This window comes from Nocardia vinacea (genome assembly GCF_035920345.1).
In the GTDB taxonomy this organism is placed as follows: Bacteria; Actinomycetota; Actinomycetes; order Mycobacteriales; family Mycobacteriaceae; genus Nocardia; species Nocardia vinacea_A.
In genome coordinates this window covers 8,259,592-8,274,328 of record NZ_CP109149.1, presented here as the reverse complement: position 1 = coordinate 8,274,328, position 14,737 = coordinate 8,259,592, and the positions used below count along the sequence as shown (strand labels likewise).

Annotated in this window: 17 protein-coding genes; 12 read left to right on the top strand and 5 right to left on the bottom strand. The window is 64.8% G+C overall.

Annotation, left to right across the window (positions count from 1 at the left end; genetic code table 11):
• Positions 1-147: 147 nt before the first annotated feature.
• Positions 148-543, bottom strand: coding sequence for a cytidine deaminase (locus OIE68_RS37465; RefSeq protein ID WP_327095636.1), 396 nt, complete (start codon positions 541-543; stop codon positions 148-150).
• A 193-nt stretch (positions 544-736) separates the two neighbouring features.
• Between OIE68_RS37465 and OIE68_RS37460 the strand changes: the two genes are divergently transcribed.
• The 8 genes from OIE68_RS37460 (at position 737) to OIE68_RS37425 (ending at position 7,312) form a co-directional block, all read left to right on the top strand.
• Positions 737-1,240 (top strand): RipA family octameric membrane protein, encoded by a 504-nt coding sequence (locus OIE68_RS37460; protein ID WP_327095635.1) that lies wholly within the window; start codon positions 737-739, stop codon positions 1,238-1,240.
• 7 nt (positions 1,241-1,247) lie between these two features.
• Positions 1,248-2,678, top strand: coding sequence for a hypothetical protein (locus OIE68_RS37455; RefSeq protein ID WP_327095634.1), 1,431 nt, complete (start codon positions 1,248-1,250; stop codon positions 2,676-2,678).
• A gap of 521 nt (positions 2,679-3,199) precedes the next feature.
• Positions 3,200-3,598 (top strand): succinate dehydrogenase, cytochrome b556 subunit, encoded by a 399-nt coding sequence (gene sdhC / locus OIE68_RS37450; RefSeq protein WP_083897678.1) that lies wholly within the window; start codon positions 3,200-3,202, stop codon positions 3,596-3,598.
• Positions 3,599-3,603: 5 nt separating this feature from the next.
• On the top strand, positions 3,604-3,771 hold the full coding sequence (locus OIE68_RS37445) for a hypothetical protein (RefSeq protein ID WP_327095633.1): 168 nt from the start codon (positions 3,604-3,606) through the stop codon (positions 3,769-3,771).
• On the top strand, positions 3,768-4,199 hold the full coding sequence (locus OIE68_RS37440) for a succinate dehydrogenase hydrophobic membrane anchor subunit (protein WP_327095632.1): 432 nt from the start codon (positions 3,768-3,770) through the stop codon (positions 4,197-4,199). The genes OIE68_RS37445 and OIE68_RS37440 overlap by 4 nt, the downstream gene beginning before the upstream one ends.
• 93 nt (positions 4,200-4,292) lie before the next feature.
• A complete protein-coding gene (gene sdhA, locus OIE68_RS37435) occupies positions 4,293-6,059 on the top strand; it encodes a succinate dehydrogenase flavoprotein subunit (protein WP_327095631.1) in 1,767 nt (588 codons plus the stop codon).
• Positions 6,059-6,829, top strand: coding sequence for a succinate dehydrogenase iron-sulfur subunit (locus tag OIE68_RS37430; protein WP_327095630.1), 771 nt, complete (start codon positions 6,059-6,061; stop codon positions 6,827-6,829). Before sdhA ends, OIE68_RS37430 begins: the two co-directional genes overlap by 1 nt.
• Before the next feature lie 150 nt (positions 6,830-6,979).
• Entirely contained in the window at positions 6,980-7,312 is a 333-nt protein-coding gene (locus tag OIE68_RS37425) for a GNAT family N-acetyltransferase (protein ID WP_327095629.1), read from the top strand.
• A gap of 85 nt (positions 7,313-7,397) precedes the next feature.
• On the opposite strand, the gene OIE68_RS37420 is transcribed toward OIE68_RS37425, so the two are convergent.
• Positions 7,398-8,081, bottom strand: coding sequence for a JAB domain-containing protein (locus OIE68_RS37420; protein ID WP_327095628.1), 684 nt, complete (start codon positions 8,079-8,081; stop codon positions 7,398-7,400).
• A gap of 137 nt (positions 8,082-8,218) precedes the next feature.
• Here OIE68_RS37420 and OIE68_RS37415 point away from each other — a divergent pair, with 137 nt between their 5' ends.
• On the top strand, positions 8,219-9,736 hold the full coding sequence (locus OIE68_RS37415; RefSeq protein WP_327095627.1) for an alpha/beta hydrolase: 1,518 nt from the start codon (positions 8,219-8,221) through the stop codon (positions 9,734-9,736).
• A 6-nt stretch (positions 9,737-9,742) separates the two neighbouring features.
• Here the strand turns inward: OIE68_RS37415 and OIE68_RS37410 are convergent, their stop codons facing one another.
• Entirely contained in the window at positions 9,743-9,982 is a 240-nt protein-coding gene (locus tag OIE68_RS37410; protein WP_327095626.1) for a type II toxin-antitoxin system VapB family antitoxin, read from the bottom strand.
• A gap of 118 nt (positions 9,983-10,100) precedes the next feature.
• Between OIE68_RS37410 and OIE68_RS37405 the strand changes: the two genes are divergently transcribed.
• The 3 genes from OIE68_RS37405 (at position 10,101) to OIE68_RS37395 (ending at position 12,497) form a co-directional block, all read left to right on the top strand.
• Complete coding sequence (locus OIE68_RS37405; protein WP_327095625.1) at positions 10,101-10,661, top strand: DUF4396 domain-containing protein; 561 nt, start codon at positions 10,101-10,103, stop codon at positions 10,659-10,661.
• Between the two features lie 127 nt (positions 10,662-10,788).
• Positions 10,789-11,682, top strand: a complete 894-nt coding sequence (locus OIE68_RS37400; protein ID WP_327095624.1) for a phenylalanine 4-monooxygenase — start codon at positions 10,789-10,791, stop codon at positions 11,680-11,682.
• Between the two features lie 143 nt (positions 11,683-11,825).
• On the top strand, positions 11,826-12,497 hold the full coding sequence (locus OIE68_RS37395; protein ID WP_327095623.1) for an ester cyclase: 672 nt from the start codon (positions 11,826-11,828) through the stop codon (positions 12,495-12,497).
• A gap of 22 nt (positions 12,498-12,519) precedes the next feature.
• On the opposite strand, the gene OIE68_RS37390 is transcribed toward OIE68_RS37395, so the two are convergent.
• Complete coding sequence (locus OIE68_RS37390; protein WP_327095622.1) at positions 12,520-13,125, bottom strand: TetR family transcriptional regulator; 606 nt, start codon at positions 13,123-13,125, stop codon at positions 12,520-12,522.
• Complete coding sequence (locus tag OIE68_RS37385; RefSeq protein WP_327095621.1) at positions 13,115-14,659, bottom strand: MFS transporter; 1,545 nt, start codon at positions 14,657-14,659, stop codon at positions 13,115-13,117. Before OIE68_RS37385 ends, OIE68_RS37390 begins: the two co-directional genes overlap by 11 nt.
• Positions 14,660-14,737 lie beyond the last annotated feature (78 nt).

The window sequence follows — 14,737 nt, the reverse complement described above, 5'->3', positions numbered from 1 at the left end:
CGACCGACGATGAGGTCGACGCCGTCATCGTAGAAGACTGCTGAGGGCAACCATGACGGAACGGATGGGACTACCGCCGATTCAGCTCACCGATGTGGAGATGCCGACGGAAGCCGGAATCGACGCATCGTTCGGCGAAAGGACGATCTAGGTCTGCCCTGCGTCCAGATCGTCGGGTCCGAAGGCGTCGGGCAACAGGGTTCGTAGCGGCACGGGTCCGGTCTTGTGGTCCACCAGAAGATCGGGCCCGCCGTGTTCGTAGAGCAGCTGTCGGCAACGCCCACAGGGCATCAGGACTTCGCCGCGGGAATCGGTGACCGAGAGCGCGAGCAACCGGCCACCGCCGCCCGCGAATAGGTTCCCGACCAGTACGCATTCGGCGCACAGACCTAGTCCATAGGAAACATTCTCCACGTTGCACCCGACGACCACTCGGCCGTCGACCAGCCCGGCCGCCCCGACCGGGAATCGAGAATACGGCGCGTACGCCCGCTGCATCACCTCATATGCGCTGGTCCGTAATAGTTTCCAGTCGATATCCACGTGTTCGCTACCTTCCGTGGTCGAGGGGCGGTTTCGGTATGGCGGGCGACTCGGCTGGTCGAATTCTCCCGTCCCTGCCCGATGTCGCCCAGCTCGACCCACGCCTGATCGTGAGCCTGACCAGATCCCGATGCGCGGCAACAGATTTCGGATATCATCGAATTCCCGTCGGCCCCTTCGGAAGGTGGAATCGGTGTCCAGCCCGATCAGTGACGGCCTGTGGAATTCGCACGTCACGCCAGAAAGCTATGGGGGCCGGTACCAGGACGCGGTGCTCGAACAGTACAAGCTGTATGTCGAGATGGCCGACCGGATCAGCGCCCGCCGCAGCCTGACCAACAGCTTCTTCCTCACCCTCAACACCAGCGCCTTCACGATCATCGGCGTGATGCTGCAACTACATCCGAGCCGCGCGGTGTGGACGCTGGTGTGCCCGACAGTGGCGCTGGTCGTGCAGTGCGGGGCCTGGTACTACCTGCTGCGGTCCTACCGTCAGCTCAATGCGGCCAAATATCAGGTCGTCGGCGCGCTGGAGGAGCGATTGCCCGCGTCACCGTATTGGCGTGCGGAGTGGACCGCCCTCGGTCAGGGCCGAAACCGGCGTCTCTACCGACCGCTCACCCACCTCGAGCAGTGGGTGCCGGTGATATTCGCGCTCACCTACGTGATCACCTATGTCGTCGCCGTCCTGAAGTGATGTCGGCATGACCGCGGAGGACCTTCGACAACGTGTGCGCGCGACGGAATCGAAGGCACTGTGGTCCGGGCTCGGCAACACCGCACTTGCGCTGCCGTGGGCCGCGGCACTCATCGGACTGATCTTCTTGGCACCGGATTTTCTGTACAGCGGTATGCCGCAGGTGCCCTTGTCGACATGGCGTCAGTTCGTGCTGTTGCTGGCGCCCATGTGCGGGTTCGGGCTGTGGGAACGCGGCTCGGAAGGGGCGCGCAACTGGCATGCCTGGTACAGCGCGCATCGGGTGCGCCGCAAGGTCGACCGCCATCCCGACCGCGCCGCGCTTTTGGTGCCGCCGCTCGAGGCGCATCTGAACGAGTTGCGAGCGATCCGGGGGCACCGTCAGGTGGCGCTGCGGCGGGTGCGGTGGGTCGTGATTCCGATCGGTCTGATCATTGCGGTGCTGCTGTTCGGCGTGCAGACCGAGGACCCCGATGGCACGCTGCGCGATGCTCCGGAGGCGGTGGTGCCGATGGTCGCGGTACTCGCGGCCATATCGGTGGTCATCATCGCGTTCGCGCTACCACGCTGGCGCCGCTGGTACGCGGCGTATATCGCCGAAAAGTGGTCCGGTGACCCGGCATACGCCGCGGCGCTCAGTCAGCTCGGTCCCGATCCGCGCTACGTTCGCGCATCCGAGATTCCCCCGTTGCGAGTGCAGTTCGTCAAACCGAAGTCGGTCGACTACCGGCTGACCGTGGTGTCGGCCGCGCGCAACGTGTTCAAATCACCGCCGCTGAAGATCGCCTATCTGCGACTGTTCGAGAACCAGGCCAGAGTCCGCAATTTCCTGCACGGCGCGTGGCGTGAATTCGGCTATGTCTACATTCTGCGTAGCTCGGGTTCGGTCAGCCCGGCGGAGGTTGCCCGAGCGCGGGCCGACAACGCGATACGCACCATGTTCGCCGCTTCGCCGCGCACCTTCCGTACCGCGCTCGCCGGATTCGGATCCGAGCCGCTGCCGCCGGGTAAGCACCGGCTGACCGGGATCACTAATATGCCCGAACGCGTGAACGATCCGGCGGGTAGCTACCCCGTTCGCGCACTGCTGTGCCACGGCAGTTTCTGGAAGAGCGCGGTCGACCTGCTGTTGGCGAAAGTCGACCTGGTGGCGGTCGATCTGTCGGGATATGTCCCGGCCAACACCGGAACACAGTTCGAACTGCAGCGGGTGATCGACCGCTTTCCGATCAATCGCGCGGTGCTGCTCTGCGATGCGGGCAGCGACCGCGCTTTCATCGAGGCTCAGGTGCGCTATCACTGGTCGCAGATGGCTTCGGGTTCACCCAACGCCGGGACCGCCGAACGCACGGTCCTGGTCGCCGTGACGGGCGCGGGGCGTCCCGCGGACCGCGAACTCATGACTCGGTTGCTGGAACGACACCGATGGACGTCGTAGCGAGATTCGGCTGTAGCGGACCTGAATCTGCGATACTTTTCTGTTACCGATGAGTAGGTTATCGCCCGTCGAATGAGACATTTTCCACATTGCCGACGCTCACAATTCGGCGCATCGAACTGAGAGCCCCGGCGCCGACCGGAAACCGCTAGTTCGACAAATAGACATTGCACATAACTTGAATTGCCTTGTCGCACAAGATTTTTCAGTCGCAGTCTGATATCGGCAGCCCCTCGGGAACCCAGCCGTACTTGCCCGCGCAGGGGCAGCAGCGCAACCCTTTACACATCAAGAAAGGTAAACCTAACTCGCTCGACTGTAGCGCAACGCACGGCCTGCCGAATTAGTTCCGCGATTGCGAGGGGATTAGAGTCCAGAACAGATCGGTTCAGGTTCCCGGCGGCGGGCCCCGCGCGAGCTATTTGGAGCAGCAAAGCGCAGCCACCTGGGCATTTACATCCACGTCGCCTGCCTCGGACTTGCAACCGGGTCCATCAACGACGTTGGAGGCACCGCACTCTATGACCACGATAGAAGCTCCGGCACAGCCGAAGCGGAAGACGCTGTACCGAGGCGACCCCGGAATGTGGTCCTGGGCGCTGCACCGGATCACCGGTGTCACCATCTTCTTCTTCCTCTTCGTGCACGTCTTGGACACCGCACTCGTTCGGGTCAGCCCCGATACCTACGACCACGCCATCGAGATCTACAAGAACCCCCTCGTCGCGCTGATGGAGATGGGCCTTGTCGTCTGCGTGCTGTTCCACGCGCTCAATGGCGTACGCGTGATCCTGGTCGACTTCTGGGGCAAGGGCCCGAAGTACCAGAAGACGATGCTCTGGGTGATTCTCGCCATCTGGTTCCTGCTGGTGGTTCCGGCCGTCGGCCGCCAGTTCTTCTACCTGTTCACGGAGCACTGATCCCCATGAGTGAGCGAAGCGAACGAATCATGAACACAGCCGCCAGTGCGGTCATGCCGGAGCCGAGCGTCAGCGAGGCGCAGGCACCCATGAGTGAGCTAAGCGAACGAATCATGAACACAGCCGCCAGTGCGGTCATGCCGGAGCCGAGCGTCAGCGAGGCGCAGGCATGAGCGCACCTGTTATCGGTAAGTCTTACGACCGGCCTGCGAGCCTGGACCTCCCCCGCTCGCCGCGTGCCCGCTCGAACAACAACTTCGAGAAGTACGCGTGGCTGTTCATGCGCTTCTCCGGCCTGCTGCTGATCGTGCTGGTCCTCGGCCACATGACGATCATGCTGCTGCTCGACGGCGGCGTGAAGCGCCTGAACTTCGCCTTCGTGGCCGGCCGCTGGTCCAGCCCGTTCTGGCAGTTCTGGGATCTGAGCATGCTCTGGCTGGCCCAGCTGCACGGAGGCAACGGCCTGCGCACAGTGATCGCGGACTACTCGCGCAAGGACTCGACCCGGTTCTGGCTGAACACCCTGCTGGCCATTTCGATGATCCTGATCGTGGGCGTGGGCACCTACGTCATCTTCACCTTCGACCCCAACATCAGTTAGGAACAGGCGAACTCCGATGAGTGAGCGCAGCGAACGAATCATCGACACAGCGTGTTTCACACATGCCGGAGCCGAGCGCAGCGAGGTGGAGGCATGAGTGAATCCCGGATTCAGGAGCACCGCTACGACGTCGTAATCGTCGGTGCCGGTGGCGCCGGTATGCGCGCGGCGATCGAGGCCGGTCCCCGGGCCCGCACCGCCGTTCTGACGAAGCTCTACCCGACCCGCAGCCACACCGGTGCTGCACAGGGTGGCATGTGCGCCGCACTGGCCAATGTCGAAGAAGACAACTGGGAATGGCACACCTTCGACACCGTCAAGGGTGGTGACTACCTGGTCGACCAGGACGCCGCGGAGATCATGGCCAAAGAGGCCATCGACGCGGTGATGGACCTGGAGAAGATGGGTCTGCCGTTCAACCGCACGCCCGAGGGCAAGATCGACCAGCGGCGCTTCGGTGGTCACACCCGCGATCACGGCAAGGCCCCGGTCCGCCGCGCGTGCTACGCCGCCGACCGCACCGGCCACATGATCCTGCAGACGCTGTACCAGAACTGCGTCAAGCACGACGTGGAGTTCTTCAACGAGTTCTATGTGCTCGACCTGGTCATGTCCGAGTCCGACCGTGGTCCGGTCGCGACCGGTGTGGTCGCCTATGAGCTGGCCACCGGCGAACTGCATGTCTTCCACGCGAAGTCGATCATCTTCGCCACCGGCGGTTCCGGCCGGATGTACAAGACCACCTCGAACGCGCACACGCTGACCGGTGACGGTATGGCGATCGTGTTCCGCAAGGGTCTGCCGCTGGAGGATATGGAATTCCACCAGTTCCACCCGACAGGCCTGGCCGGCCTGGGCATTCTGATCTCGGAGGCCGTCCGCGGTGAGGGCGGCATCCTGCGCAACGCCAGCGGTGAGCGCTTCATGGAGCGCTACGCCCCCACCATCAAGGACCTCGCGCCGCGTGACATCGTCGCCCGCTCGATGGTGCTCGAGGTGCTCGAGGGCCGCGGCGCCGGACCGAACAAGGACTACGTCTACATCGACGTGACCCACCTCGGCGAGGACGTGCTCGAGGAAAAGCTGCCCGACATCACCGAATTCGCGCGCACCTACCTGGGTGTGGACCCGGTGAAGGAACTGGTGCCGGTCATGCCGACCTGTCACTACGTGATGGGTGGCATCCCGACCCGGATCCGCGGTGAGGTGCTGCGCAACAACACCGATGTGGTGCCCGGCCTGTACGCCGCCGGTGAGTGCGCGTGCGTCTCGGTGCACGGCTCCAACCGCCTCGGCACCAACTCGCTGCTCGACATCAATGTCTTCGGCCGCCGCTCCGGCATCGCCGCCGCGGAGTACGCCCAGCGCACCGAGTTCGTCGAGATGCCGGAAAACCCGGCGCAGATGGTGCAGGACTGGCTGGCCATGCTGCTGTCGGATCACGGCAACGAGCGCGTCGCGGATATCCGCACCGAATTGCAGTACACGATGGATATGAACGCCGCGGTGTTCCGCACCGAGGACACCCTCAAGCAGGCGCTCACCGATATCCACGCGCTCAAGGACCGCTACACCCGAATCACGGTGCAGGACAAGGGCAAGCGCTACAACAGCGACCTGCTCGAGGCTGTCGAGCTGGGCTTCCTGCTGGAGCTGGCGGAGGTCACCGTGGTTGGCGCGCTCAACCGCAAGGAATCGCGCGGCGGCCACGCCCGCGAGGACTACCCGGACCGCGACGACGTCAACTTCATGCGGCACACGATGGCCTACAAGGAGGGTGCGGAGCTCATCTCCGATATCCGTCTCGACTTCAAGCCGGTGGTGCAGACCCGCTACGAGCCGATGGAGCGTAAGTACTGATGACTTCCGTACTCGAAACACCCCCGCAGAAGGCCGCACCGGTTCCCGAGGGCTCGGTCATGGTCGACGTCAAGGTCGCCCGGTTCAACCCGGAGGACGACAAGGGCGCGCATTGGGAGACCTTCCAGGTGCCGGTCCTGACGACCGACCGCTTCCTGAACGTGCTCATCTACATCAAGTCCTACCTGGACGGCACGCTCACCTTCCGGCGCTCCTGCGCGCACGGTGTCTGTGGTTCGGATGCCATGCGGATCAATGGCGTGAACCGGCTGGCCTGCAAGGTGCTGATGAAGGACATGCTGCCCAAGAGCGGCAAGACCCTCACCATCACCGTCGAGCCGATCCGCGGCCTGCCCGTGGAGAAGGACCTCGTGGTCAACATGGAGCCGTTCTTCGACGCGTTCCGTGCCGTGAAGCCCTACCTGATCACCTCGGGTAACGAGCCCACCCGCGAGCGCATCCAGAGCCAGGCCGACCGCGCCCGGTTCGACGACACCACCAAGTGCATCCTGTGCGCCTGCTGCACCACCTCCTGCCCCGTGTACTGGAGCGACGGCAGCTACTTCGGCCCGGCCGCGATCGTGAACGCACACCGCTTCATCTTCGACAGCCGCGACGAAGGCGCCCGCGAACGCCTCGACATCCTCAACGACGTCGAAGGTGTCTGGCGCTGCCGCACCACCTTCAACTGCACCGACGCCTGCCCCCGCGGTATCGAGGTCACCAAGGCCATCCAGGAAGTCAAGCGCGCACTGCTGTTCGCCCGCTGACCCGAGGCACCCGAAGGCCGCCCGTATCGAAAGATGCGGGCGGCCTTCGTCGTCTGCAATAAACGGCGGTACGGATGCGTTCCAGGGGGCATGAGCGAGCGAACAGTAAACAGAGCTTCGCTCGTGCCGGAGCGTCAGCGAGGCGCAGGCATGAGCGAACCGAAAGTAGAGGTAGTCGGCGTTCCCGCGCGCAATGCGTACGAGATCCGACTCGATGGCACGACCGTCGGCGAGGAGCTGTATTTCGATGACGGTACGCACCGTGTGTTCTATGCGACCGAGGTCGATCCAGCGTTCGGTGGACGGGGATTGGGCAGCATTCTGATCCACGACGCGCTGGCGGACACGGTGGCGAGCGGCCGTCGGATCGTACCGGTGTGCCCGTTCGTGGTGCGGTGGGTTACCAGGCACGACGATTTCGCGGCAAGTGTCGACGAGGCGACACCCGCACTGCTGCAACGCCTTCCGGCGCTGCCCCGCTGATCGCGTCACGTACCGGATCAGCAGGCCGCAGTTGTTCTCGCACAGGATGCACGCGGTCTTATGCCATTCCTATTGCGCCGCAGCATCATTGCGTCGACCGGTGCAGTGGTGCGGCGCTGGCCCACCCGTCCCCCGCGATCACCACGTGGTCCAGGAAGCGCAGGCCGACGGTGCGGGCGGATTCGATGAGCAAGGTGGTCGCGCGACGGTCGTCGAAACTGGGGACCGGGTCGCCGGACGGGTGATTGTGCACGACCGCGAAGGCACGACCGTCGTGGCGCAGCACAGTATTCAGGATTTCACGGACCGGAACAGCGACCTGATCGATCGCCCCCTCGGCGACGAATACCTTGTGCCGCAATCGATTCTGCGCATCACACACCAGCACCAGCAGCCGTTCGACGCGCGCGCCCGCGAACAGCGGCAGCGCCACCCGGACGACGTCGGCGGCGCCATCGAGGCGCGGGGCGATTTCCGGACTGTTGCGCGCCCTGGTGCCGAGGTGGAAGGCGGCGATGATGGCCGCCGCCTTGGCCTCCCCGATGCCCGCGCGCCGCGATAATTCCTCTGGCCGCGCGGCCGCCAAACCGGCGATGCCGCCGTGCTCGGCGATCATTTCGGCGGCCATATCCAGTGCGCTTTCGCCCCGGCGCCCCTGGCGCAGCAGCACGGCGAGCAATTCGCTGTCGCTGAGCGCGTGCGGGCCGAGCGTGAGCAGCCGTTCCCGCGGACGTTGACCGGATGGCAATTTGGCGATGGGTACCGACATCAATCCCCCTCGAATGCGGTGCGATCTTGCGCATCATGCCAGCACCCACCGACAGGTCGGATGCGATGGCGACCATGGTCTGCGCACCGCGACCGGGTCGGGCAGACTGAGTTCGCAGGTCCAACCATGGGGGGCGAATGTTCAACTGGCGCAGGCGGAGTGCGCGGCACATCGGACTCACCGCACTCTTTCTCGTAGCCGCCTGCGGTGCGCAGGCCCAGCCCGAGCAGAGCCCGCACCTCGATAACACCCCGGGCGTCGGCAAGTACTACCACCAGACACTGGTGTGGGGTTCGTGCGACGGTTTCGAGAACGGCGCGCACCTCACCGCACTCGAATGCGCCCGCGTCACTGTTCCCATCGATTACGCCGAGCCCGACGGCAAAACCGCGCGCCTCGCGATCTCGCGATTACGCGCACGCGGACAGAAGGTCGCCTCGATCCTCACCAACCCGGGCGGACCCGGCGGTATCGGCCTGACACTGCCCGCCGACCTCGCGCAGACACCGCTGGCGGAACGCTTCGATGTGGTCGGCATCGATCTGCGCGGACTCGGTGCGTCTACGCCGAAGCTCATCTGCGATACGCCCGAGGAGTTGGCGGCCGAACGTGCCGGTCTGGCAGGGGTATACGTGCCCTTCTGGATGTCGAAGGCCGAACACGGCAGCATGGATCTGGCCGCGAAATGCGTGCAGCGCACCGGGTTGGCACTGCTGTCACATGTCGGAACCGCCGAGTCCGCCGCCGACCTCGACATCGTCCGGGCGGCGCTCGGTGAGGAGAAGCTGACCTACTTCGGCGCCTCCTACGGCACGCGACTCGGCTCGGCCTATGCCGAGATGTTCCCGGATCGGGTTCGTGCCATGGTCCTGGACGGCGCGGCCGATCCGTCCACCAATATCGCCGATCCGGTGATCGTCTATGCCGGTCTACAACGGGCTTTCGACGCATATGCCGCCGACTGCGGCAAAGCGCCGGACTGTCCGATCGGCACCGATCCGGCCAAGGCGTCCGAACGCATGGCGGCATTGCTGCGGCCGCTGGCCGACCGCCCCGCCACCACGAACGACGGTCGCGACCTCGGCTATTCGGATGCCACGACCGGGGTGATCTCGACCATGTACACCTCGCGGGCCTGGCCGGTGCTGACCCGCGGCCTCACCGAACTGACCAAGGGCCACGGCGATATTCTGCTCACCCTGGCCGACAGTTATCTCGCGCCCGAGTCGGTGGACATCGGTTACAAGACCGCCGTGAGCTGCCTCGACGACACCCGGATCGCCGATCGGAAGAGCGCGCTCGAACTGGACCGGCGGGTCCGCGCGGCTGCCCCGGCGTTCGATAGCGGCCGCGCGGCCGATTGGGTTCCGTTCGGCGCCTGCACCTTCTGGCCCGTCCCACCGACCAGCCGCCCGCATACCCCGACGGTGACCGGCCTACCGAAGTTGGTGGTCGTCTCCTCCACCGGCGATCCGGTCACGCCGTACCAGGGCGCGACGAATCTCGCCCGCGCGCTGGGCGCCACGTTGGTCACTTATGAGGGCATCCAACATGGATCGTTTCTGGACGGCGTCAAATGCGTCGACGAACCGGTCCTGAAGTACCTGATCGAGCTGACCCCGCCCCAGGAAGGGCTGCGCTGCCCGACGCGGTGAGCCCGATCAGCCGTCGGCAACCGCGATCTCGGGTCCGGGCAGGGGGCGCTCGCCAGCGACTGCTCGCACGTCGCTCGAAAGGGTCAGCACACCGGCAGCCAATCGCTGCAGATGGTGAAGTTGCCGCTCGTGCACAACGATTCGGCGCAGCGCCTCGTTGATGGTGGCGCTGCTCGTCGACGTGCCCATGATGGCGGCCGCGGCGGCGAGCAGTTTCTGGTCGAGATCGATCCGCACGGATTTCATGCGCCCTCCTTCGTACATTCGCCATATTGCTTTATCCGGCCCGCTGATGTCTGGCAAATCGGACACAATGCCGGAATCCACATTTGACTAGTTACCCTACGGGGGTATAGTTCCCAACATGGAGCACGAGCACGGAACGCCCATCGAACACCACGAACATGCCGGACATACAGCACATTCCGAGCATCAGGCAACCGCCGGGCATACTCAGCACGCAAACACCGAGCATCACACTCCGACGTCCTGGCGGATGGCCGCCCAAGCCACCCTGCACTGCCTCACCGGCTGCGCGATCGGCGAAATCCTCGGCATGGTGATCGGCACCGCACTCGGCTGGAACAACACCGCGACCATGGTGTTGGCGATCATCCTTGCCTTCTTCTTCGGCTACGCGCTGACCATGCGCGGTGTACTGAAGGCGGGTCTGCCGCTGGCGGCCGCCATTACCACCGCGCTGGCCGCCGATACGGTCTCGATCACGGTCATGGAAATCGTCGACAATGCCGTCATCCTCGCCGTGCCCGGCGCCATGGACGCACACCTGGATACGGTCATGTTCTGGGCCACGCTCGCCTTCTCCCTGGTGGTGGCCTTCATCCTCACCACGCCGGTCAACAAGTGGATGATCGGCCGCGGCAAGGGCCATGCGGTGGTGCACGAATTGCACGGCCACCACTGATCAGCTCGCCGCCGCAGGAGCCGGTCTGCTGCCGGTAATAACGTGAAGAATCCCGCCCAGCTAGGCAGTTTGACCAGCTGGGCGGGCTTTTGTTGTCGCAAAGACCCAGCGGTGCTTGCATCGACGTATGTTCACCGAAGCTCGGCTGTACTCGCCGGTGACCCGATCCGGCGATGGCGATGTCATGGTGCACCTGAGCGACGAGCACCCCGGCGTGCACGATCCGGATTACCGCGCCCGCCGCAATGCGATCGCCGCGCTGGCGCTGGATTACACACCGGATAAACCGTTGCCACATATCGACTACACCGATGAGGAACAACAGGTGTGGCGCATCGTGTCGGCCGAACTCGCCCGCAAACACCAGAAGTACGCCGCCACCGAGGTGCTCGCGGCCGCGGCCCGGCTCGATTTGCCGAGCGATCACATTCCCCAGCTCGACGAGGTCTCCGCGGCGCTGACCCCGCTGACCGGATTCCGCTACGTGCCCGCCGCGGGCCTGGTGCCGCTGCGCGAGTTCTTCGGCTCCTTCGCCGACCGGACGTTCCACTCGACCCAATACATCCGGCACCATTCGGCCCCGCTGTACACCCCGGAACCCGATGCCATCCACGAGATCATTGGCCACGCCAATCAGATAGCCAGCCCGCGCTTCGCCGCCATCTACGAGGCGGTCGGCGCGGCCGTCGCCCGGCTGACCACCGAGACGGCGCTGAAGTTTCTCGCCGATGTGTTCTGGTTCTCCATGGAGTTCGGCGTTGTCCGGGAGAACGGCGAAATTCGTTGCTACGGAGCCGGATTACTGTCCTCCTACGGCGAGATCGACGAGTTCCAGCACGCCGAGCTGCGACCGCTGGACGTGGCGACGATGGGCACCGCTGTCTACGACATCACGCACTACCAACCGATTCTGTATTGCGCACAGTCGATTTCGGAGATCGAGGAGGTGATCGGCGGCTTCTTCGCCACCATGGACGACGATTCGCCGCACCGCGTACTGCACACGACGAGCAGAATGTGACACATCATCGTTTAAAACTCGAAAGTTGCTGGTAGACATTGGCGTTCGGCGAATTCGCCCGCCTCACAGACCTGCCGCGACAACAGACCAACCGGCTGTTAGCCTGCCTCGCGTCCGATCTCTTCGAAGGGGCGAGAGCCGAGATGACAGTTGATACAACGGATTCCACACCCGAGACACCGCTGTGGCTACAGGGCCGGGACGCGGTGGTCGCCGCGACGCCGGCCGATGATTGGCGCAACGGCGCGCCGGATTACCACCTGACCAGGGAAACCGTGCCGCGCGAGCGCACCACCAACCACGCGGCGGGCTCGCTCGAGGCCGTCGTCGAGGATCTGGTGCGGGTCTTCGAAATGGAGGTCTCACACAAGAAGGATCCGGCGACCTGGGTTTCCCTGGTGGCCGAGCACTACCGGGGCCGGGTCAACGGCGGCCCGTGGCAGGACGCCGAGGAATTCGCGAGGATCGGCAGCTACAACATCCTGATCGGCGATAACCCGTACTACGAGGTCGAGCAGGAGACCTTCGAGTCCTCCCACGAGACCTTCCACACCGCCTTCCCGAACGGCTTCTTCTGGGAGGTGCTCGAGGTGCTGGCCGGACCGCCCGCGGTCACCTTCCGCTGGCGGCACTGGGGCCGCTACGACGGCGAATACAAGGGCAACCAGCCCACCGGCGCGTTGATCGAGATGTTCGGCGTGACGATCGCCAGGGTCAGCGACGACCTGCGCATTCTCGAACTCGAGCACTTCTACGACAACAACAAATTGCTCGGCCCATTGGCACACGGGTGCCCGGTTACCAAGTCCGCCTAGGATTTTCGGCCGCTCGGCAACGCTATTGTTTGCCGAGCGGTAACCCCGCCTCCAGGAAATCCAGTGCGCGATTGAGGTTCTCGGCATTCAACGGGTTGAACCTCGCGATTCCGAGCGCGACCCCCGCGATAGCACCGGCGGTCACGCGAATCTCGAAATCGTCCGCATCCCGACCCATCTGCTCGGCGAGCAGACCCGCCATCAGGTCGATGCCGCGTTGCAGTTCCAGTCCGATGGCCGCGCGCAGCTCGGGCACGTGATATAGCAGCGCCTGACGCTCCTGCTCGAATGCCAGCTCGGCCACGGGCAGATTCGCGAATACCTCCGCAACCGCACTGCGGAACGCCGTCATCGGCGGGATGTCGTGTGGTTGGGCCCGTATCGCGTCGATCATCAGTGGATCGAGATCATCGGCGAGCACCAACTGTTCCTTGGTCGGGAAATAGCGGAAGAAGGTGCTGGGTGAGACCTCGGCCGCCGCGGCGATCTGCTCGATGGTGGTCTCGGTGTAGCCCTGCTCGCGGAACAGCCGAAACGCTTCTTCGCGAATCGTCCGGCGGGTCCGTTCCTTCTTCCGCTCGCGCAGGCTCTGCGCGGCAGTCCCGTCCGCGGGCAGCTCAACCGACATGTGTCGATTCTGGCCCATCGACCGACACCAGCGCGTCCGGTATCGCCTCATCGTGTTGCGGTGCGGCCGTGGACCGCCCCGGCAGCACCCGCAGTGCGAGCGGCACCGCTACCGCGCAGAGCGCCGCACACACCCACAGCATCACGCTCATCCCGCCGACGAACGCCGACTGCACCTGCTCCAGCATGGCCGCATTGCCGGTCGATTTCGCAACTGCCACACCGGCATTCACGCTGTCGCGAATCGGATCGACATTCAATGCGCCGAGATCGCCGCGGTACACGGTAGCCAGGACGGTGCCGAGCACCGCCACCGCGATGGTGCCCGCCGCCTGACGCAGCGCCTGCACCAGTGCCGAGCCGACGCCCGCACGGGCCACCTCGAGATTGTCCAGCGCGACCGCCATACCGGCCGGCAGCCCGAGGCCCATGCCCGCACCGGTCAACCCGACCCATACGGCCACGAACCAGTACGAGGTCCCCACTTCGGTCAGCCCGCCCAAGCCCATGCCGACCGCCAGCACCGTCAGGCCGAGTCCCACCATGAGCGCCGGTCCCAGTTTCGGCTGCAACCGATCCCCCAGCCGCGATCCGATCAGCAGTCCGCCGATCAACGGCAGCAGGCGCACGCCGCTGCCGAGCGCATCCGCGCCGAGGACCGCCTGGAAGTACTGCGGCACGGTGAAGAACAGGCCGAACAAGCCGAACGTGATGATCACGGTGAATGCCGTACCCCAGCGGAAGCCAGGGCTGCCGAACAGGCCCAGATCGACCAGCGGGAAGCTCGCGCGCCGCTGCCACGCGATGAATACCGCGACGGCCGCGATGCCGCCGAGCAGCGCACCCCAACCGAGCCCATTACCCCAACCCTTGTCACCGAGCCGAATGAATCCGTAAGTGACGCCGACCATGCCGAGAATCGACAGCGCGACGCCCGGCAGATCCATCGGCCGCTGATCCGGGTTCCGCGACTCCGGCACCAGGACCGCGATGGCCAGCACGCCGAGCACCACCATCGGGACATTGATGAGGAATACCGAACCCCACCAGAAGTTATCGATCAGCCAGCCGCCGAGGATCGGACCGAGCGGCAGGCCGAGCGCGGTCGAGGTGACCCAGATGTTCATGGCCTTGGCCCGCTGCGCCGAATCCGGGAACAGCACCGGCAGCACCGCCATCGACAGCGGGATCATGACCGCCGCCGCGATGCCGAGTACCACGCGGGCCGCGATGAGTTGACCGGCGGTGCCGGCGAAGGCGCAGGCCAGCGAGGCCGCTCCGAACAGCACCAGCGCGCCGAGCAGCAGCTTTTTGCGGCCGTAGCGGTCGCCGAGCGCGCCCGCGGGCAGCATCACGGCCGCGAGCGCCAGTGTGTATGCGGAACTGAACCACTGCAGCGCGCCGGTATTCGCGTTCAGGTCGACCGCGAGCGTGGGCAGCGCGACGGTCAGCACGGTCATATCCAGGCCGATGGTCAGCATTGCCAAGGCCAGCGCCCCCAGCGCCAGCCAGCGGCGAGTCGAGTCTGTCTGCATAGCCCCTCCAGAAAATGGTAGTTACAACTATTTGATAGTAGCTCTCATTTAGTAGTTCCTGTCAATACGGGCGTATCC

Excerpts from the sequence above, each read along its gene's own strand:
- sdhA (WP_327095631.1), top strand. The coding sequence starts at position 4,293 with ATGAGTGAATCCCGGATTCAGGAGCACCGCTACGACGTCGTAATCGTC.
- OIE68_RS37420 (WP_327095628.1), bottom strand. The coding sequence starts at position 8,081 with ATGTCGGTACCCATCGCCAAATTGCCATCCGGTCAACGTCCGCGGGAA.
- OIE68_RS37385 (WP_327095621.1), bottom strand. The coding sequence starts at position 14,659 with ATGCAGACAGACTCGACTCGCCGCTGGCTGGCGCTGGGGGCGCTGGCC.
- OIE68_RS37395 (WP_327095623.1), top strand. The coding sequence starts at position 11,826 with ATGACAGTTGATACAACGGATTCCACACCCGAGACACCGCTGTGGCTA.
- OIE68_RS37400 (WP_327095624.1), top strand. The coding sequence starts at position 10,789 with ATGTTCACCGAAGCTCGGCTGTACTCGCCGGTGACCCGATCCGGCGAT.
- OIE68_RS37410 (WP_327095626.1), bottom strand. The coding sequence starts at position 9,982 with ATGAAATCCGTGCGGATCGATCTCGACCAGAAACTGCTCGCCGCCGCG.
- OIE68_RS37415 (WP_327095627.1), top strand. The coding sequence starts at position 8,219 with ATGTTCAACTGGCGCAGGCGGAGTGCGCGGCACATCGGACTCACCGCA.
- OIE68_RS37390 (WP_327095622.1), bottom strand. The coding sequence starts at position 13,125 with ATGTCGGTTGAGCTGCCCGCGGACGGGACTGCCGCGCAGAGCCTGCGC.
- OIE68_RS37455 (WP_327095634.1), top strand. The coding sequence starts at position 1,248 with ATGACCGCGGAGGACCTTCGACAACGTGTGCGCGCGACGGAATCGAAG.
- OIE68_RS37405 (WP_327095625.1), top strand. The coding sequence starts at position 10,101 with ATGGAGCACGAGCACGGAACGCCCATCGAACACCACGAACATGCCGGA.
- OIE68_RS37430 (WP_327095630.1), top strand. The coding sequence starts at position 6,059 with ATGACTTCCGTACTCGAAACACCCCCGCAGAAGGCCGCACCGGTTCCC.
- OIE68_RS37445 (WP_327095633.1), top strand. The coding sequence starts at position 3,604 with ATGAGTGAGCGAAGCGAACGAATCATGAACACAGCCGCCAGTGCGGTC.
- sdhC (WP_083897678.1), top strand. The coding sequence starts at position 3,200 with ATGACCACGATAGAAGCTCCGGCACAGCCGAAGCGGAAGACGCTGTAC.
- OIE68_RS37425 (WP_327095629.1), top strand. The coding sequence starts at position 6,980 with ATGAGCGAACCGAAAGTAGAGGTAGTCGGCGTTCCCGCGCGCAATGCG.
- OIE68_RS37440 (WP_327095632.1), top strand. The coding sequence starts at position 3,768 with ATGAGCGCACCTGTTATCGGTAAGTCTTACGACCGGCCTGCGAGCCTG.